This window comes from Pseudomonas palmensis (genome assembly GCF_017848315.1).
Taxonomy (GTDB): Bacteria; Pseudomonadota; Gammaproteobacteria; order Pseudomonadales; family Pseudomonadaceae; genus Aquipseudomonas; species Aquipseudomonas palmensis.
Map to the genome: position 1 here is coordinate 13936 of NZ_JAFKEC010000042.1, position 16533 is coordinate 30468.

At 66.0% G+C, this 16533-nt stretch carries 18 protein-coding genes; 9 read left to right on the top strand and 9 right to left on the bottom strand.

Going from position 1 to position 16533, the window contains the following annotated elements:
- Positions 1-3: 3 nt before the first annotated feature.
- A complete protein-coding gene (locus JZZ72_RS19645; RefSeq protein WP_054914429.1) occupies positions 4-777 on the bottom strand; it encodes a fumarylacetoacetate hydrolase family protein in 774 nt (257 codons plus the stop codon).
- Positions 777-1448 carry a fumarylacetoacetate hydrolase family protein gene (locus JZZ72_RS19650; RefSeq protein ID WP_043860075.1) on the bottom strand — a complete coding sequence of 224 codons (672 nt, stop codon included), beginning with the start codon at positions 1446-1448 and terminating at the stop codon, positions 777-779. Before JZZ72_RS19650 ends, JZZ72_RS19645 begins: the two co-directional genes overlap by 1 nt.
- 151 nt (positions 1449-1599) lie before the next feature.
- Between JZZ72_RS19650 and hpaA the strand changes: the two genes are divergently transcribed.
- Positions 1600-2502 carry a 4-hydroxyphenylacetate catabolism regulatory protein HpaA gene (hpaA, locus tag JZZ72_RS19655; RefSeq protein ID WP_043860076.1) on the top strand — a complete coding sequence of 301 codons (903 nt, stop codon included), beginning with the start codon at positions 1600-1602 and terminating at the stop codon, positions 2500-2502.
- Between the two features lie 118 nt (positions 2503-2620).
- On the opposite strand, the gene JZZ72_RS19660 is transcribed toward hpaA, so the two are convergent.
- Genes JZZ72_RS19660 through JZZ72_RS19670 form a run of 3 tightly spaced genes read right to left on the bottom strand, consistent with a single transcriptional unit; the run spans position 2621 to position 6634 of the window.
- Positions 2621-4195: an ABC transporter substrate-binding protein gene (locus JZZ72_RS19660; RefSeq protein ID WP_054914430.1), complete on the bottom strand. Its 1575-nt coding sequence runs from the start codon at positions 4193-4195 to the stop codon at positions 2621-2623.
- A gap of 3 nt (positions 4196-4198) precedes the next feature.
- Positions 4199-5395 (bottom strand): LLM class flavin-dependent oxidoreductase, encoded by a 1197-nt coding sequence (locus JZZ72_RS19665; RefSeq protein ID WP_043860051.1) that lies wholly within the window; start codon positions 5393-5395, stop codon positions 4199-4201.
- A 15-nt stretch (positions 5396-5410) separates the two neighbouring features.
- On the bottom strand, positions 5411-6634 hold the full coding sequence (locus tag JZZ72_RS19670) for an alpha/beta fold hydrolase (RefSeq protein ID WP_210014981.1): 1224 nt from the start codon (positions 6632-6634) through the stop codon (positions 5411-5413).
- A gap of 300 nt (positions 6635-6934) precedes the next feature.
- Between JZZ72_RS19670 and JZZ72_RS19675 the strand changes: the two genes are divergently transcribed.
- The 5 genes from JZZ72_RS19675 (at position 6935) to JZZ72_RS19695 (ending at position 11648) form a co-directional block, all read left to right on the top strand.
- Positions 6935-8011: a sigma-54 interaction domain-containing protein gene (locus JZZ72_RS19675; RefSeq protein WP_043860049.1), complete on the top strand. Its 1077-nt coding sequence runs from the start codon at positions 6935-6937 to the stop codon at positions 8009-8011.
- A gap of 184 nt (positions 8012-8195) precedes the next feature.
- Complete coding sequence (locus JZZ72_RS19680; RefSeq protein ID WP_100632707.1) at positions 8196-9878, top strand: nitrite/sulfite reductase; 1683 nt, start codon at positions 8196-8198, stop codon at positions 9876-9878.
- Positions 9866-10348 (top strand): DUF934 domain-containing protein, encoded by a 483-nt coding sequence (locus tag JZZ72_RS19685; RefSeq protein WP_210014982.1) that lies wholly within the window; start codon positions 9866-9868, stop codon positions 10346-10348. The genes JZZ72_RS19680 and JZZ72_RS19685 overlap by 13 nt, the downstream gene beginning before the upstream one ends.
- Before the next feature lie 75 nt (positions 10349-10423).
- Positions 10424-10960: a GNAT family N-acetyltransferase gene (locus JZZ72_RS19690; RefSeq protein ID WP_123753076.1), complete on the top strand. Its 537-nt coding sequence runs from the start codon at positions 10424-10426 to the stop codon at positions 10958-10960.
- On the top strand, positions 10953-11648 hold the full coding sequence (locus JZZ72_RS19695) for a glutathione S-transferase N-terminal domain-containing protein (RefSeq protein ID WP_043860045.1): 696 nt from the start codon (positions 10953-10955) through the stop codon (positions 11646-11648). The genes JZZ72_RS19690 and JZZ72_RS19695 overlap by 8 nt, the downstream gene beginning before the upstream one ends.
- Positions 11649-11702: 54 nt before the next feature.
- On the opposite strand, the gene JZZ72_RS19700 is transcribed toward JZZ72_RS19695, so the two are convergent.
- The 3 genes from JZZ72_RS19700 to JZZ72_RS19710 form a co-directional block, all read right to left on the bottom strand.
- Complete coding sequence (locus JZZ72_RS19700) at positions 11703-11930, bottom strand: DUF6555 family protein (protein WP_043860044.1); 228 nt, start codon at positions 11928-11930, stop codon at positions 11703-11705.
- Between the two features lie 104 nt (positions 11931-12034).
- Positions 12035-12595, bottom strand: a complete 561-nt coding sequence (locus JZZ72_RS19705) for an ATP-dependent Clp protease proteolytic subunit (protein WP_210014983.1) — start codon at positions 12593-12595, stop codon at positions 12035-12037.
- A 49-nt stretch (positions 12596-12644) separates the two neighbouring features.
- On the bottom strand, positions 12645-12818 hold the full coding sequence (locus JZZ72_RS19710; RefSeq protein ID WP_371920451.1) for a KGG domain-containing protein: 174 nt from the start codon (positions 12816-12818) through the stop codon (positions 12645-12647).
- Positions 12819-13032: 214 nt separating this feature from the next.
- On the opposite strand from JZZ72_RS19710, the gene JZZ72_RS19715 reads away from it, so the two are divergent.
- From JZZ72_RS19715 to JZZ72_RS19725, 3 genes are all read left to right on the top strand, one after another.
- Positions 13033-14373, top strand: coding sequence for an iron-containing redox enzyme family protein (locus JZZ72_RS19715; protein WP_210014984.1), 1341 nt, complete (start codon positions 13033-13035; stop codon positions 14371-14373).
- An 11-nt stretch (positions 14374-14384) separates the two neighbouring features.
- Positions 14385-15338, top strand: a complete 954-nt coding sequence (locus JZZ72_RS19720; protein WP_043860041.1) for a methyltransferase — start codon at positions 14385-14387, stop codon at positions 15336-15338.
- A 127-nt stretch (positions 15339-15465) separates the two neighbouring features.
- The gene (locus tag JZZ72_RS19725) at positions 15466-15729 is read left to right on the top strand and encodes a DUF1652 domain-containing protein (protein WP_088515081.1); all 264 of its coding nucleotides are present in this window, start codon (positions 15466-15468) and stop codon (positions 15727-15729) included.
- Between the two features lie 15 nt (positions 15730-15744).
- Here JZZ72_RS19725 and JZZ72_RS19730 read toward each other — a convergent pair whose 3' ends face one another.
- Complete coding sequence (locus tag JZZ72_RS19730; protein WP_054914434.1) at positions 15745-16359, bottom strand: Yip1 family protein; 615 nt, start codon at positions 16357-16359, stop codon at positions 15745-15747.
- Between the last annotated feature and the right edge of the window lie 174 nt (positions 16360-16533).

Consider the following 16533-nt stretch of genomic DNA (forward strand, 5'->3'; position numbering starts at 1 on the left):
GGTTCATGCCTCTTGCGGGTTCAGGGCGAAGAACTCGGCTTCGCTGACAATGCGGTTGACCAGGCGGCCGACACCTTCCACTTCCACCACCACTTCATCACCCGGCACCACGTCGGCCAGGCCTTCGGGGGTGCCGGTGGCGATCATGTCGCCCGGTTGCAGGGTCATGAAGCTGGACAGGTATTCGATCAGGTAGGGGATGTCGAAGATCATGTCGCGGGTGCTGCCCTGCTGCTTGAGCTCACCGTTGATCCAGGTGCGTAGGGTGAGGTTGGACGCATCCGGCACATCGGCCACATCGACCATCCACGGGCCCACCGGGGTGGTGGCGTCGCGGTTCTTCACCCGCAGGTTGGGGCGGTAGTAGTTCTCCAGGTAGTCGCGGATCGCGTAGTCGTTGCACACCGTGTAGCCGGCCAGGTACTGCAGCGCGTCCTCGCGCCTGACGTTGCGCGCCGGCTTGCCGATCACCGCCACCAGCTCGCACTCGTAGTGCATGTACTTGACGTTGTCCGGGCGCCAGGTGACCTGGTTGTGGCCGGTGTAGGTACCGGGCGACTTGACGAAGGCCAGCGGCTCGGTGGGTGCGGCAAAGGCCAGTTCGGCGGCGTGGTCGGCGTAGTTCAGGCCCAGCGCGAACATGCTGCCGGTGGCCGGCGGCAACCACTGCACCTCGTGCTCGGCGAGCAGGCGGCCATCGGCCAGGCGCACGTTGTTGCCATCTTCCACGGTCACGGCGTGGTCCTGGCCCTGGTAACGGATACGGGCGTGTTTCATCAGCGTTGCTCCTGTTCGGCCACGATCGGGTTGGCCAGGCGGCCCAGGCCGCTGATCCGGACCTCGACCTGATCGCCTGGCAGCACGTCCACGCGGCCTTCGGGGGTGCCGGTAATCAGCACGTCGCCTGCGTGCAGGGTCATGAACTCGCTGATCTCGGCGATCAGCTGCGGGATGTTGCGCACCAGGTTGGCGGTGCTGTTGTGCTGGCGCAGTTCGCCATTGACGAACAGCTCGATGGCCAGCTGATGCGGGTCGGCCACCTGCGCGGTCGGCACCAGCTCAGGGCCGAGTACGCAGAAACCATCGCGGCACTTGGCCTTGACCGCCGGGCGGTAATAGCTGTCTTCAGGCAGGCTGAACTCGTTGACGATGGTGTAGCCGGCCACGTGCTCCAGGGCCTGTTCGACGCTCACGCGGCTGGCGCGCTTGCCGATCACCACGCCCAGCGCCGGGCCCGGCTGCAGGCGTTCGACACCTTGCGGGTACACCACCGGGGCGCCATGGCGGTTGCGCGTGTTGGGGGTCTTGATGAACAGCACCGGCTTGACCGGGGGCTTCTGGTACGGCGCCTGTTCGAATTCGGCGAGACGCTGGTTCAGCAACCCCTGGTAGTTCAGCGCAACGCCGAACAGGGTGCCGGTGGCAACGTCGTGCAGGGCACGGCTCATGCTCTTCTCCTGGCAAGGGCAGGGCGGCAAGCACCCTGCGGGACAAATCGTTAATGTGTTAACGTTATAATTAAGATGTTAATGAAAGGCAAGCGGCGCGTGTCAGGCGTTAAGCTGCCGGCAGAACAGGAACACAGCAGGAAACCCCGTCATGAACGAACGCACGCCGATTCCCAACATCAACATCGGGCAGGTCTACGACCAGCGGTACAGCGATGCCGAGGTGCACTACGACAAGCTCGGCAACCTGGCCGGTTTTTTCGGCCGCAACATGCCGGTGCACCGCCACGACCGCTACTTTCAGGTGCATTACGTCAAGAGCGGCACGGTGCGGGTGTACCTGGACGACCAGCAGTACGTGGAGTCGGGGCCGATGTTCTTCCTTACCCCGCCGACCATCCCGCACTCGTTCGTCACCGAGCCCGACGCCGATGGCCACGTGCTGACCGTGCGCCAGCAACTGGTATGGCAACTGCTCGAAGCCGACCCTGCGCTGGCGCCTGGGCCGCAGGTGGCGCCGGCGTGCGTGGCGCTGAGCGGGCTGGAGGGTCGGTTTGCCGACGAGGCGCGGCGCCTGGTGCTGCTGTTCGACGAGCTGCACCGCGAGATCAATGCCGCGCAGGTGGGCCGTGGCCCGGCGCTGGACAGCCTGACCCGGCTGATCATGCTCAGCCTGCTGCGCCTGTGCGCGCGTTCGCTGCCGGCGCGCCAGACCCGGCATGAGGACCTGCAGGTGTTCCACCGCTTCAACGAGCTGATCGAGGCGCATTACCTGGAGCACTGGCCGCTGTCGCGCTATGCGCTGGGGGTGGGGGTGACCGAGGCGCGGCTCAATGACGTGTGCCGGCGTATCGCCGACCTGCCGTCCAAGCGCCTGATCCTGGAGCGCCTGATGCAGGAAGCCAAGCGCCTGCTGCTGTTCACCGGCAGTTCGGCCAACGAGATCTGTTACAGCCTGGGCTTCAAGGACCCGGCGTACTTCAGCCGGTTTTTCCTGCGCTATGCGCAGGTGACGCCGGGCGAGTACCGCCAACGGCAGGCGGGCGTGCGCTGACATGGCATTTTTCCGTTTTTGTTGTTAGGCGCGGCAAGCGCCGCTGCCGCCATGATGGCGGTAGCGGTGTAACGGAAAAATGCCTTTTACAGGGGTGCGCTTGTACTTTTCAGAGCGCTCAGGCGGCGTTGTTCAACCACAGGTTTTCAAAACGCCAGGTGCTGAACAACGTCTGCTCCGGCGCCGCGCCGCCGACCTTGCGTGAAAACGCATCGAGCAGGTTGGCGTAGCCCCAGATCAGCAGGCCGCCCTTGTCGTACTGGATCTGCTGCGCCTGGTGGACCAGTGCGGTGCGCCTGGCCAGGTCCGGTTGGGCCATGGCCTGCAGAAACAGCTGGGTGAACTGCGGGTCGTCGAAGTGGGTCTTGTTGGCCACCGCGAACGGCGCGTCGGTGTGCATGGCGCTGGCCAGGAACGGCGCGCCGATGGTGCCGCCGGTGCTCAGCAGCCACTGGTCCTGCTGCGGGCCGTTGAAGGTGGCGCTGTCGACCTGGCGCACATCGAGGGTCACGCCGATGCGCCTGGCCTGCTCGGCCAGCACCAGCGCCGAGGCCAGCGCCGGCCCGGCGGTGGTCACCAGTTCCACCCGCAGGTGTTCCTGGCCAGCCTCGCGCAGCAGTTGCGCGGCGCGCTGCGGGTCATGGGCACGCGGGGGCAGGGCGTGGTTGAAGGTGGGGTCGAACGGGGCGTACAGGTCGTTGGCCACGCGGCCCTGGCCGTTGAGGGCGCGGCGCACCAGCTCGTCGCGGTCGGCCAGCAGGCGCAGTGCCTCGCGCACCCGCGGGTCGTTGAATGGCGGCTTGCTGGTGTTCATTTCGAACGACAGCCAGTTGCCGCTGATCGACGTCACCAGGTTCAGCCGCGGGTCGCGCTCGAGCACCTGCAACTGCTCGCTGGGCATGCCGTTGGCCATGTCGATCTGCCCGGCACGCAGCGCGGCCAGGCGCGAGACCTGGTCCTTGAAGTCGATGATCTCCAGTTCATCGGCATACGGCCTGCCGGCCTTGTAGTAGTTCTCGAAGCGGCTGAACACCGAACGCTGGCCGGGGGTGAAACTCTTGAACCGGTAGGGCCCGGCGCCGACCGGGTTGGTGACCGGGTGATAGTCCACCGGCACGATGCCGCCGAAATTCACCCAGGTTTCCGGCAGTGGCAGGAAGCTGCGGCCGTCCTTGAAACTCAGGCGCACCGTGCGGTTGTCGAGCTTGACCAGGTTGTCGCGGTCCACCCAGTGCAGCAAGGCGGCGTAGGGCGAAGCCAGCTGCGGGTCGGTGAGGCGGCGGATCGAGAAGATCAGGTCGTCGGCATCGATGGTCTTGGCGTTGTGGAATTCCAGGCCCTGGCGCAGGCGCAGGGTCCAGCTGCGCGCGTCGCTGCTGGCCTCGGCGAACTCGGCCAGGGCCAGGCGCGGCTGCATCTGCTCGTCCCATTCCCACAGTTTGCTGTACAGCGCAAAGCCGCGCACGATGCCGCTGCCGATGGGCTTGTGGGCGTCGAGGTTGCCGGTCTGGCCGCCGTCCAGGATGCCCAGGCGCAGGCGCCCGCCGTGCCGCGGCTGGGCAACCCCGGCGGCGGGGGCGGGGGCGTCATCCGGGCCGCAGCCGCTGAGCAGGCTGGTGCCCAGCAGCAGGCCGCCGCCCATGGCCAGGCCCTGGCCGATGAACTGGCGCCGGCTGTAGTGGTTGGGGTTCATGGCTCAGGCTCCTGCCGCGCGCAACTGCGCGGTGGCCTGCACGGGCCGGCTCAGCGCCTGCCGTTCACCGCGAAAGTGCGGCAGGACGTGCTCGCCCAGGCGGTAGGCTTCTTCCAGGTGCGGGTAGCCGGCCAGGAAGAACAGGTCGATGCCCAGCGCGTTGTACTCGCGAATGCGCGCCACCACGTTGGCGTAGCTGCCCACCAACGCCAGGCCCGGCGGGATGCCGATGTGGCTGAAGCCCGACCACACGTTGGGGTAGATGAAGAAATCGTCGAAGGCACGCTCGTCGTGCTCGGGCCGGTAGTCCTCCTCGTAGCTGAGCTTGCGCGCGGTACGCAGCCCTTCGTGGGCCGCCTTGGCCTTGGCGGCCCCCCTGGCCACGCCCTCGTCGAAAAAGCGCTTGGCTTCGGCCAGCGCCAGTGCCTCGGTCTCGCGGGCGATCACGTCGATCGACAGGCCGAAGCGGATGTCGCTGCGGCCGAACGTGAGCGCACGCTGGCGGATGTCGGCGATCAGCGCGGCGATCTCGTCGGGGTGCTCGGCGCGCATCAGGTAGAAGTCGGCATGCTTTGCAGCGAACTCGCGGGCGGCAATCGACGAGCCGGCCGTGCAGATCAGCGGCAGCTCGGCCTTTTTCTGCGGCCCGCGCAGGCCGCCGCCTTCGGCCTTGTAGAAGCGCCCGTCGTAGTGGAAGTGCTCCGAGTGCCAGTAGCCCTTGACCACATCCATGAACTCGGTGGCGCGGGCGTAGCGCTCGTCGTGCTCGGCCAGGTCGCCGACCTGGCGCTGGAGGGCGTCCGAGCCGCCGTTGATGATGTTCCACACCAGCCGGTTGCCGCTGGCGCGCTGGTAGGTGGCGGCCTGCTGCACCGCCACCCACGGGGTGTAGTGGTAGGGCTGGAACGCGGTGACGAACTTCAGCGTGCGGGTTTCGCGGGCCAGCAGCGAGCACACCGTCCAGGGCTCTTCGCCGGACGGCGCATTGACCATCAGCGCACCGCCGAAGCCGTTGATTTCGGCGGCCCGGGCAATCTGCCCCAGGTAGTCGATGTAGGTGAAGTGGTCACCGACCGCAAACCCCGACACCGCGCCGGTGCTGGCGCCGCCGGCATGCCAGTCGCCGCGGTTGCGCGGGTCGCCGGGCAGGAACTGGGTTTCACCGTGCAGCGGCAGGCGGGTAAAGAATTCGATGCTCATGGGCAGGCTCCTGGCTTATTGCACGCTGGGGTTGCAGATCGGGGTGACGGGCTGGTCGCTGAACACCTTGCGCGCGAAGGGCAGCGAGTCCTTGAGCGAGGCATTGACCGTCTCGCTGTGGCCCAGGCCCTTGTACAGGTGGCCCTCGACCACCGAGCCGGCAGCGCACGCGTCCTTCATCAGGCTGACCTGGGTGACGGCGGCGGGGGTCTTGTCCTCGGCACCGGTGCCGATGAAGATCGGCTGCGCAAGCTTGAGCGTCGGGTAGGAGACCTGCGCCAGCCACGGCTTGAGTTGTGCGCCGTCGTTGGCCTTGCGCGTGTTGGCCGGGGTCAGCTCGGTGCCGATCACATCGGCGGTGAGCGACGCCAGGCAGGTGGTGCGAGCCTGTTCGAACAGTGGCAGGGCCTTGTCGGTGTAGAAGTCGCGCGGGTCGATGCTCGGGTCGTACTGCTGCGCGGCCAGCAGGGTGTAGAAACCGTAGGCCAGTGACGCGTCGACCTTGTTCGGGTCCTGCTCACCCACGTTGCTGGCGCCCACGGTGTAGATCACCCCGGTACCGACGCTGCCCTTCAGGCCCAGGTCCGGAGCGTAGGTGGGGGCATAGGCGGCAGAGGCTAAGGCCCCGGCGCCGCCCTGGGACTGGCCGACCACCAGCACCTTGTTGGCCAGGCCCGGCACCCCGCTGACCACGGCGCGGGCCGCGTCGAGGATGCCGTAGGCGGCCATGCGGTTGTTCAGCAGCGGGTGGCCGCCGGGCACGCCCAGGCCCTGGTAGTCGGTGGCGACGATGGCATAGCCCTCGTTCAGCCAGCGCGCCAGGTACTGCACGTCGCGGTACGAGCGGCCCGACCAGGACGGCGCGCAGATGTCGGCCACGCCGACGGTGCCATGCCCCCAGGTGACCACCGGCCAGCCGCCGGCCGGGGCCTTGCCCTGGGGAATGAACAGCGCGCCGGAGACCGCGATCGGGGTCTTGCCGTCGATGCCGTCGGTGGAGCTGTAGAGAATGCGCAACTGGCTGGCCGCGCCGGGCAGGCTGAGGGTCTGCTCCAGCGGCTCGCTGCGCAGCAACCTGCCGGGGGTGGCCGGGATCGCCTGTTCCCAGTGGTAGAACGCCGAAACGCGCCCGTCGCCCTGCAGCGGGTCGGGCGTGGGGGCGTAGGTGTCGGCGGCCATGGCGGCGCAGGAGAGGGCGAGCAGGCTCAGGCCGAAGGCCACGGAGTGCGGGAATTTCATCAGGGGCTTCCTTGGGCGAAACAACGATGCCGGGTGCAGAGCGAAAGCCGTGCCAGGTGCTGAAATGTTCACGCAACTTGCTGAATAAAAAGGTTTTTCCTGGTTTTATCCAGTCGCTGCGCAGCACCACGCTGCTGATTCGCAAGCAACCGCCGGGGCCGGATTGCTGCTGTGGCAGCAGTGCCTCAGCAGGTGGTTTCTGATAGGTGAAATTGGAATATACAAAGATGAATTAATAATTATTTGTTCTAATTTGTTTCGTGCACTATGGGCCGGCGCTATCAATGCCAGGAATGCACCATGTCGCTGATTACCCATCCCCATGCCCGGGAACTGACCAAATCCGTTCGTGCCACCGTGCTGGTGTTCAAGGACCCTCGCTCCCAGGAACTGCTGGCCCGTATCGAGCGCCTGGCGCCGAGCGAGGCCAACACCCTGATCATCGGCGAGACCGGCACCGGCAAGGAACTGGTGGCGCGGCATATCCACCAGTTGAGTCGGCGCGGTCGCGAACCGTTCGTGGCAGTGAACTGCGGCGCCTTTGCCGAAACCCTGGTGGAGAGCGAGTTGTTCGGCCATGAAAAGGGCGCATTCACCGGGGCCACCAACAGCAAGGCGGGCTGGTTCGAGGCGGCCAATGGCGGCACGCTGTTTCTCGACGAGATCGGCGACCTGCCGCTGAACATGCAGGTCAAGCTGCTGCGTGTGCTGCAGGAGCGCGAAGTGGTGCGGCTGGGGTCGCGCACGCCGATCCCGATCAACGTGCGCCTGGTGGCGGCCACCAACGTCAACCTGGCCGATGCGGTGGTGGCGGGGCACTTTCGCGAAGACCTGTTCTACCGCCTGCACGTGGCGACCATCCGCCTGCCGCCGCTGCGCGAACGCCCCGGCGACATCCTGCCGCTGGCCGAATTCTTTCTCGAGGAGCATTGCCAGCGCCTGGGCTACAGCCGCGCCAGCCTGAGCCTGGAGAGCGAGCGCAAGCTGCTGGGGCACAGCTGGCCAGGCAACATCCGCGAGCTGGAGAATGCCATTCACCATGCCTTGCTGGTGTGCCGCCAGCAGGTGGTGCAGCCGGCCGACCTGCACCTGGTGGACATGCGTTCGGTGGGTATCCGCCAGGAGGAGAGCGCCCAGCCGCTGCGCCTGCAGACGCCCGAGGCGCCAAGCCTGGAGGCGGCGCTGACGGCGCTGTTCGAGCAGAACGTCGAGGATTTGTACGAGCATATCGAAGAGACGGTGTTTCGCACCGCGTACCGCTATTGCCACGGCAACCAGCTGCAGACCGGGCGCCTGCTCAACATCAGCCGCAACATCGTGCGGGCGCGGCTGGAGAAGATCGGCGAGCTCAAGCGTAGCGATACTGTCGGCCTGTAAGGGCCCTTCGCGGGTCCACAGGTTGTGCACCGACTTGAGGGGTTGTGAACGTTCTGTGGGAGCGGGCTTGACCCGCGATACAGGCGCCACCGGGTCAACTGATTCGCATTAATCCCCCCAACCTGAATCTGTAACCCAGTACACCTCGAAGCCATAGTAGCGGCCTCCCTGATGAGGTCCGACCATGTATCACTACGACGAATACGATCGTGCACTGGTGTTCGAGCGCGTAGCCCAGTTCCGCGACCAGGTGCAGCGCTTCACTGCCGGTGAACTGAGCGAAGAAGAATTCCTGCCACTGCGCCTGCAAAATGGCCTGTACCTGCAAAAGCATGCCTACATGCTGCGCGTGGCCATCCCCTACGGCACCCTCGGCGCCCGCCAGATGCGCACCCTGGCCAGCATCGCGCGCGACTACGACCGCGGCTACGGCCACTTCACCACGCGCCAGAACATCCAGTTCAACTGGGTCGAGCTGGCCCAGGTGCCGGATATCCTGCAGCGCCTGGCCGAGGTCGACATGCATGCGATCCAGACCTCTGGCAACTGCGTGCGCAACATCACCACCGAGGCCTTCGCCGGCGTCGCCGCCGACGAGATCATCGACCCGCGCCCGCTGGCCGAGATCCTGCGCCAGTGGTCGACCATCAACCCCGAGTTCCTGTTCCTGCCGCGCAAGTTCAAGATCGCCATCTGTTCGGCCCGCCAGGACCGCGCAGCGATCATGATGCACGACATCGGCCTGTACCTTTACCGCGACGGGCGCCAGCAGATGCGCCTGCGGGTGATGGTCGGCGGCGGCCTGGGGCGCACGCCGATCCTGGGCCTGCAGATCCGCGAGGGCCTGCCGTGGGAGCACCTGCTGTCGTACGTCGAGGCCATCCTGCGGGTGTACAACCGCCATGGCCGGCGCGACAACAAGTACAAGGCGCGCATCAAGATCCTGGTCAAGGCACTGGGCATCGAGGCCTTTGCCCGTGAAGTCGAACAGGAATGGCAACACATCAAGGACGGCCCGGCGCAGCTCACCGAAGCCGAGTTCCAGCGGGTGGCCGAAGGCTTCGCGCCGCCACGCTACGCCGCGCAGCCCGACGGCGACCTGGACTACGGCACCCACCTGGCCATGGACCGCTCCTTCGCCCGCTGGGTCTCGCGCAACGTGCAGCCGCACAAGGTGGCCGGCTATGCCAGCGTGGTGCTGTCGACCAAGCCCGGCCCGGCGGCGCCCCCCGGCGACCTCACCGCCGAGCAGATGGACAACGTGGCCGACTGGTCGGAGCACTTCGGTTTCGGTGAAATCCGCATCGCCCACGAGCAGAACCTGATCCTGCCCGATGTCCGCAAGGCCGACCTGTACCCGCTGTGGCGTCTGGCCTGCGAGCAGGGCCTGGGCACCGCCAACATCGGCCTGCTGACCGATATCATCGCCTGCCCGGGCGGCGACTTCTGCGCGCTGGCCAACGCCAAGTCGATCCCCATCGCCCAGGCCATCCAGAGCCGCTTCGACGACCTCGACTACCTGCACGACCTGGGCGAGCTGAGCCTGAACATCTCGGGCTGCATCAACGCCTGTGGCCACCACCACATCGGCAACATCGGCATCCTGGGCGTGGACAAGAACGGCAGCGAGTGGTACCAGGTGACCCTGGGCGGGGCGCAGGGCAAGGCCAGCGCACTGGGCAAGGTGATCGGCCCGTCGTTCAGCGCCGCCGAGATCCCCCGCGTGATCGAGCAGATCGTGGCCACCTACTGCGCCTACCGCGAACTCGACGAGCCCTTCGTCGACACCGTGGCGCGGGTGGGGCTGGAGCCGTTCAAGGAGCGCGTCTATGCCAGGCAGCCGGAGGTGTCCACATGCGCAATGTGATCGCGATACGCCAAGGGCAGGCGCAGCTTGTGGAGGGCGACAGCTGGCAGTTGCTGGGCGAGCAGGAGGCGCCGCTGCCGACGGGCGCGCTGATTTTGCCGCTGCACCGCTGGCTGGCGCAGCCCAGTGGTTATCACGGGCTGTGGCTGGGGCCGGATGACGATGTCGAGTCGCTGCAGCTGTGGCTGGGCGTGCTGCCGCTGATCGCCATCGACTTCCCCTCGTTTCGCGATGGCCGTGGCTACAGCCAGGCCTACCTGCTGCGCACGCGGCTGGGCTGGCAGGGCGAATTGCGTGCTGTCGGCGATGTGCTGCGCGACCAGCTGAGCCACATGCGCCAGTGCGGTTTCGACAGTTTTGCCGTGCGCGAGGACAAGTCGGCAGCCGACGCGCTCAAGGGCCTGCAGGGCATGAGCGTGCTCTACGGGCGTTCGGTGATCGAGCCCAGGCCGCTGTTTCGGCGACGTTGAGTGCGTAGGGTGCTGTCGCGCCGGTGATGGAACGGGCTACCATGCAGGTTCGCCCGTTGGACAGGATGTTGCAGCATGCTTTTCAGTACCCGTACTGCCCGGCCGGCCGATGCTGAAGCCCTCAGCGACATCGCCAGCCAGACCTTCGCCCTGGCAAGCCCCGCCGATTCATCGGCCAAGGCGCTTGCCGCCTATATCCGAGGCCATCTTCAGCCCGAACACTTCTGCCTGCACCTGATCAGCCGCGCCAAGCAATTGCGCGTGCTGGAGCATGACGGCGTGGTGGTGGGCTACACCCTGATCGACAAGGCGGCGCAGGCGCTGGGTATCGAGGTGGCCGACGGCCTGCCGGAACTGAGCCGCTGCTACGTGCTGCCCGAGCACCATGGCCAGGGCGCGGCCCAGCGCCTGCTCGAGGACACCCTGGCCCAGGTGGGTGGGGCGATCCGCCTGACGGTCAACGAACACAACAGCCGGGCGATCCGCTTTTACCAACGCAATGGCTTCCGCCAGGTGGGCGAGGCCATTTTTGTCTGCGGGCCGGAACGTCACCGTGACTGGGTGATGGTGCGCGCCTGCGCCACTGCCGAACCAGAGGCTGCCGATGACTGATCTTTCTGCCTACCCCATCACCCGCAAATGGCCTGCCCGCCACCCCGAGCGCCTGCAACTGTATTCGCTGCCCACGCCCAACGGGGTGAAGGTGTCGATCATGCTCGAAGAGACGGGCCTGGCCTACGAGGCGCACAAGGTGGACTTTGCCACCGAGGATCAACTGAGCGCCGAGTTCATCTCGCTCAGTGCCAACAACAAGATCCCCGCGATCCTCGACCCGCACGGGCCGGGGGGCAAGCCGCTGGGGCTGTTCGAGTCGGGGGCGATCCTGCTGTACCTGGCCGAGAAGACCGGCCAGCTGCTGCCTGAAGACCCGGCTGCGCGCTACGAGACGATCCAGTGGCTGATGTTCCAGATGGGCGGCATCGGCCCGATGTTCGGCCAGGTGGGCTTCTTCAACAAGTTCGCCGGCAAGGCCTATGAAGACAAGCGCCCGCTGCAGCGCTACGTGGACGAGGCGCGGCGCCTGCTGGGCGTGCTGGACCGGCGCCTGCACGGGCGCGACTGGATCATGGGCGAGTACGGCATCGCGGACATCGCCACGCTGCCGTGGGTGCGCAACCTGATCGGTTTCTACGAAGCGGGGGATCTGGTGCGGATCGAAGAGTTCGTCGAGGTTCGACGCGTGCTGGAGGCGTTTCTGGCGCGGCCGGCGGTGCAGCGTGGCTTGCTGATTCCGGGTTGACCGGGTTGTGCTGCGGTCAGCGCGGGCCTGGCCCGCGCTGACCGCAGCGCCGTCTCAGTGGCTCTGGCGCCACGTCACCTCGGTGATTCCGTACCGCTCGGCCAGTGGCTTGCTGACCTTCTTCACCTTCTCGCGCCCATAGCGCGGAATATGCCCCACCCCGGCGTCACAGCTGGCCCAGTGCCAGGCTTCGGCGTTGTCCATCGCCTCGGCACGAATCACGAAGGACTTCTGTTTGCCGTGCAATTGATAGTCGATGACGAAGAGTTTTGCGTTGTTCATGGTTCCCTGAAAATCCTTTCAACGTGGTGACCGATGCGTGTTCACTCATACCGCCTAACTAAGTACCTTCCAACCACCAAATAATTCAGTCTGATTGTTCGACATCAGTGTTCGGCGCTGACGGTGAGGTGGCGGGCATCGGTTTCGAACACTACCTGTTCCAGCCGGTGGGCCATGCCGCAGGCCAGCGAATCGTAGGCAGGGATCACCCGCTCCTCGGCCGACAGGCAGTGGATGATGTCCAGTTTGCGCTCGGCATGGGCGGTCTCCAGTTCGAAGATCCGCGCATAGCGCTCCAGGTCGTTGTTCAGGCTCGACAGGTATTCACGCAGGCGCGAGTGGTCCACCGCGCTCTGGCTGAAGTGCCAGGTCATGGGGTGGATCAGAAACCGCGAGTGGGGCACGGCCAGGCGTTCGCTGGCGGCCAGGTACATCACGATGCCCATGGATTCGATGTTGCCCGCATTCACCGCGCTGACCGGCACCGGCAGCGACTTGAGAAAGCTGTAGATCGAGAACCCCAGGTGGGTGCTGCCGCCGATGGTCGACAGGTTGAGCAGCAGGGCGCTGGCCCCTTCGTCGATCGCCTGCAGGCAACGGTCGCGAAAGCGCTCGGTGGTGCCCTGATCGATCGGGCAGTGAAAGTGGATGACGTACTGCTTCATCAAGAGTCCTCAAGACCGACGCACCCTCGGTGCGCCGGTCGCTCGAGCGTCAGCTACGACCACCACCACTTGGTTTGCGGGTGTCAGACTTGGTGGCGTCAGGCTTCCTGTTGCCCTGGCTGCCAGCGCCGCCTCCGGAGGCCTGCCCACCTTTTTTGCCGGCTTCCGACGCCTTGTTCTTGTCGTTGGCAAAGTTTCCCGAGTTTTCTTTCTTGTCCATGATGCTGATCCTCATGTCATTGGGATGCGAAGCCTTGTGGACCTCACATAGGTGTGGAGATAGGCCACGGGGCAAAGTTTTAAAATCTTTGCGTGCATGAGACGAACGGTAAGCCCGCACGACTTTTTCATCCGCTTGGCGGGGCTGTGGAACTTTGCAGCGCAGCGCCCATTCCCTTGCATATCGACTGCAAGGGGCAGCCAAGAGGACAACGGCCATGACCGTGATGAACGCAACCCGCCCGACTGCCGACCTGGCGCAGGTTCAGGCCGGCGACCTGCTCAACCGCTACCAGGCGCTGCTGCGCGGTGACCTGGTGGGCAGTGCCGCCTGGCTGGCCGAGCAACTGCTGCGCACACAGGGTCTGCAGGACGACCTGCCGGCAACCCCGGGCGAACTGGACGCGTGGACCGACCGGCGCACCGCCGCAGTTGCCGGCGAATACGCCGAGTACCTGGCCGGGCGCAAGGCCGGCGCGCCCCGGCGCTATTTCAGCACTCGCGCTCACGCGCTGTACTTTCTGCACCATGTGGCCCCCACCAAGGCGGTGGACGGCGCCTGGCTGCACGGGCTGCTGCGACACTGGGCCGACCCGCGCTATCACGGGCTGATCCGTATCTACCTCGAAGAGCTGGGCGATGGCGACCCGGCCTGCAACCATGTGCTGATCTATCGCCGCCTGCTGGCCGAGGCCGGTTGCCACGAGCCGGTGCCGCTGCCCGACGAGCGTTACCTGCAAGGCTGCCTGCAACTGGCGCTGGGGGCCAACAGCGATATGTTCCTGCCCGAGGTGATCGGCTACAACCTGGGCTATGAGCAGCTGCCGTTGCACCTGCTGATCAGCGCCTATGAGCTCGACGAACTGGGCCTGGATGCCCAGTACTTTCGCCTGCACGTCACCATCGACAACGCCAGCAGCGGCCATGCACGCAAGGCCGTGCAGGCCCTGCAGCAGTTGCGCCCGGAGCAGGACGACGGGCGTTTCTACCAGCGCGTGGCCGCCGGCTACCGGCTCAACGACCTGGGCCAGGGCTCGGCGGCGATCATCGCAGGCTTTGACCTGGAGGCCGAGGTGGTGGCGCTGCTCGAACGCAAACGCGCCTTCGGCCAGCACATGCATTCGGATTACTGCCGCTTCCAGGGGCGCACCGTCAATCAATGGCTGGCCGAGCCGGGCAGCATGCCGGGCTTTCTTGGCGTACTGGAACAGAAGGGCTGGATCAAGCGCGGGCAGGACCCACAGCTCAGCCGCTTCTGGCAGGTGATCGAGGGGCCGGGCGCGGCGATGTTCGGGGTGTTCAGCGTGTATGAAAAGCAGCTGCTGCATGACTGGATTGCCGGCGACTGGCAGCCGGCCAGCAACCCCGAGCGTACCCAGGGCAGCGCCCTGCAACCCTCGATGCCTTCGGACGACACCGCGCTCGACATCGAGCTGCAGGCGCTGCCCGCACAGTGCCGTATCGAACGCCTGATCGACGCCATGGCCGGCAACCGCCATGCACTGCCGCGCGGCCTGCAGGCCACGCGGATGTACCGCCAGCTCACGGGCCTAAACTGAAGGAGTGCACCATGCTGCTGAACACCTGCCAGCCTGAAGCGGACAAGGCCCTGCTGCAACTGGGCCGGCGCCTGCAGGCCGACGGCTACCGCTTCACCTGCGTCACCCCGCTGACCCAGCAGCGCAACAACGAGCGCCAGAGCGCGGCGCGGGCGCGCACCCTGCGCGACATTTTTGGCTGGAACCGTCCGTTCACCGCTTCGCTGCTGTCGGCCGACGAACTGGCGCAGATGCGCGTGGCACAGATTCTCGACGAAGACGGCGACTGCTGGCGCAGCCGGGTGCGCTGGTCGAGCCTGGAGGACCTGCTGTTCGTGCATTCGGGCTTTCCCACCACGCAGGCCGATGCTGTGTTCTTCGGGCCCGACAGCTACCGTTTCGCACACTTCATTGCCAGCCACTTGCAGGGCCGCTTCAGCGAAATCAACCACGCGGTGGATATCGGCTGCGGGGCCGGGGTAGGGGCGATACTGATCGGCCGTGCACGCCGGCACGCCCAGGTCACCGCGCTGGACATCAACCCCGACGCCCTGCGCCTGAGCGCGATCAACGTGGCCCTGGCCGGGCTGGCCAATGTGTCGGTGGCGCACAGCGATGTACTGCAGGGCATTACCGGCAACTTCGACCTGATCGTCGCCAACCCGCCGTACATGCTCGATGCCGGCCGCCGGGCCTATCGGCACGGTGGCGGCAGCCTGGGCGCCGACCTGTCGCTGCGCATCGTCAACGAGGCAATCGGGCGCCTGAGCCAGGGCGGCACGCTGCTGCTGTACACCGGGGTGGCGATGGTCGACGGGCACGACCCGTTCCTGGCCGCCATCCGTGCCCAGCTCACCGCCCCGCAATGGTCGTGGCACTACCAGGAGCTGGACCCTGACGTGTTTGGCGAGCAACTGCTCGAACCTGGCTACGAGCAGGTCGAGCGCATTGCAGCGGTGGGGCTGACGGTGACGCGCAACGGCTGAACATGCCGGTGCGGTTTCATTGCCCCGGTCAATCAGATGCCGGGGGCTGTATCGGAGTTTTCGATTTGAATGTCGGGCCCGGGGAGCCCTTACTAGTGGTTACACCTGAGACATCGAGGGTTGCATCATGCCAATGAACGGAGTGTGTGATCTGGAACTGCGTCGCCTGATAGAAGGCGCCTTTCTGCCATGGCGCTGTGAAGTGGCGTGCAGCGACGGATTGGCGCTGACCATCCACCTGCCGGCCGATGCCGAGTATGCCGAGCTTACGGTCACGGGTATCCAGCTGAGCGCCTTGCCCGACATGCGGGCCATCGCGGACCTGGTGGGTCAGATCCGCGAAGAGCGCCGCACCATGGGCCTGCGGCCGCGCAGGCTGTACCGCGCCTGACCCCCATGCGCCCGGCTAGCCCAGGCCGGCCGGGCGCAGGTATTCCGGTTGCAGGGTGTTGAACCAGAACAGGATCATCGACACCAGGATGGTCACCTGCACCAGCAACCCCACCCCCCACACGCTGGCCGAGTACAGCAGGCCGTCTTCCTTGCGGATGCGCATGAAGGTCGGCAGACCGGTGAACAGCAGAAAGGTCGCGTACACCGTGGCCGCGCCCAGTATCGTGACCGCCAGCCAACGGCTCGGGTACAGCCCGGCCAGCCCGGCTACGAAATACGGTGTGGCGGTGTAGGCGGCAAAGCCGATGCACTGGTTGAGGGTGGGGCGTGCATCGAAGGTACGCGACATCCAGCGGATGAATGCCCCCATCAGCACCGTGCCCGCCATGATCGCCAGAAACAGCAGGATGCACAGCTGCAACGCGCTGCTGGCACTCAGGCGCACGTTCTCGTTTTCGGCCAGGCTCCAGCCCACCGAGGTGATCCCGATGAACAGGCATACGGTGGGGATCAGTGCCAGCAACAGCAGGTGTGACAGGTAGTGACGCGGGTGGGCTTCCTCGTCGTGGCGAATATCGGCCCACGCCGAGTTGGGTTGGGTGAACAGCTTGACCAGGTGGCTTGTCATGGCGGTCTCCGGTACCGGGGCGAAAGGGCCCCTCGTGTTCTGTGGAGGTCACAAAGCGGCCAGGGTTTCATCGGCTTTGCCGCAAGCGGACCAACTGCCTTGAACCATTGCGCGCGCGGGCCGGTCACTTCTTGCAGGGGCGCCAAACGGCGCCACCGATGACGACCATCACCT

Excerpts from the sequence above, each read along its gene's own strand:
- JZZ72_RS19645 (WP_054914429.1), bottom strand. The coding sequence starts at position 777 with ATGAAACACGCCCGTATCCGTTACCAGGGCCAGGACCACGCCGTGACC.
- JZZ72_RS19650 (WP_043860075.1), bottom strand. The coding sequence starts at position 1,448 with ATGAGCCGTGCCCTGCACGACGTTGCCACCGGCACCCTGTTCGGCGTT.
- JZZ72_RS19675 (WP_043860049.1), top strand. The coding sequence starts at position 6,935 with ATGTCGCTGATTACCCATCCCCATGCCCGGGAACTGACCAAATCCGTT.
- JZZ72_RS19715 (WP_210014984.1), top strand. The coding sequence starts at position 13,033 with ATGACCGTGATGAACGCAACCCGCCCGACTGCCGACCTGGCGCAGGTT.
- JZZ72_RS19685 (WP_210014982.1), top strand. The coding sequence starts at position 9,866 with ATGCGCAATGTGATCGCGATACGCCAAGGGCAGGCGCAGCTTGTGGAG.
- JZZ72_RS19730 (WP_054914434.1), bottom strand. The coding sequence starts at position 16,359 with ATGACAAGCCACCTGGTCAAGCTGTTCACCCAACCCAACTCGGCGTGG.
- JZZ72_RS19680 (WP_100632707.1), top strand. The coding sequence starts at position 8,196 with ATGTATCACTACGACGAATACGATCGTGCACTGGTGTTCGAGCGCGTA.
- JZZ72_RS19670 (WP_210014981.1), bottom strand. The coding sequence starts at position 6,634 with ATGAAATTCCCGCACTCCGTGGCCTTCGGCCTGAGCCTGCTCGCCCTC.
- JZZ72_RS19705 (WP_210014983.1), bottom strand. The coding sequence starts at position 12,595 with ATGAAGCAGTACGTCATCCACTTTCACTGCCCGATCGATCAGGGCACC.
- JZZ72_RS19665 (WP_043860051.1), bottom strand. The coding sequence starts at position 5,395 with ATGAGCATCGAATTCTTTACCCGCCTGCCGCTGCACGGTGAAACCCAG.
- JZZ72_RS19660 (WP_054914430.1), bottom strand. The coding sequence starts at position 4,195 with ATGAACCCCAACCACTACAGCCGGCGCCAGTTCATCGGCCAGGGCCTG.
- JZZ72_RS19720 (WP_043860041.1), top strand. The coding sequence starts at position 14,385 with ATGCTGCTGAACACCTGCCAGCCTGAAGCGGACAAGGCCCTGCTGCAA.
- JZZ72_RS19700 (WP_043860044.1), bottom strand. The coding sequence starts at position 11,930 with ATGAACAACGCAAAACTCTTCGTCATCGACTATCAATTGCACGGCAAA.
- JZZ72_RS19695 (WP_043860045.1), top strand. The coding sequence starts at position 10,953 with ATGACTGATCTTTCTGCCTACCCCATCACCCGCAAATGGCCTGCCCGC.
- JZZ72_RS19725 (WP_088515081.1), top strand. The coding sequence starts at position 15,466 with ATGCCAATGAACGGAGTGTGTGATCTGGAACTGCGTCGCCTGATAGAA.
- hpaA (WP_043860076.1), top strand. The coding sequence starts at position 1,600 with ATGAACGAACGCACGCCGATTCCCAACATCAACATCGGGCAGGTCTAC.
- JZZ72_RS19690 (WP_123753076.1), top strand. The coding sequence starts at position 10,424 with ATGCTTTTCAGTACCCGTACTGCCCGGCCGGCCGATGCTGAAGCCCTC.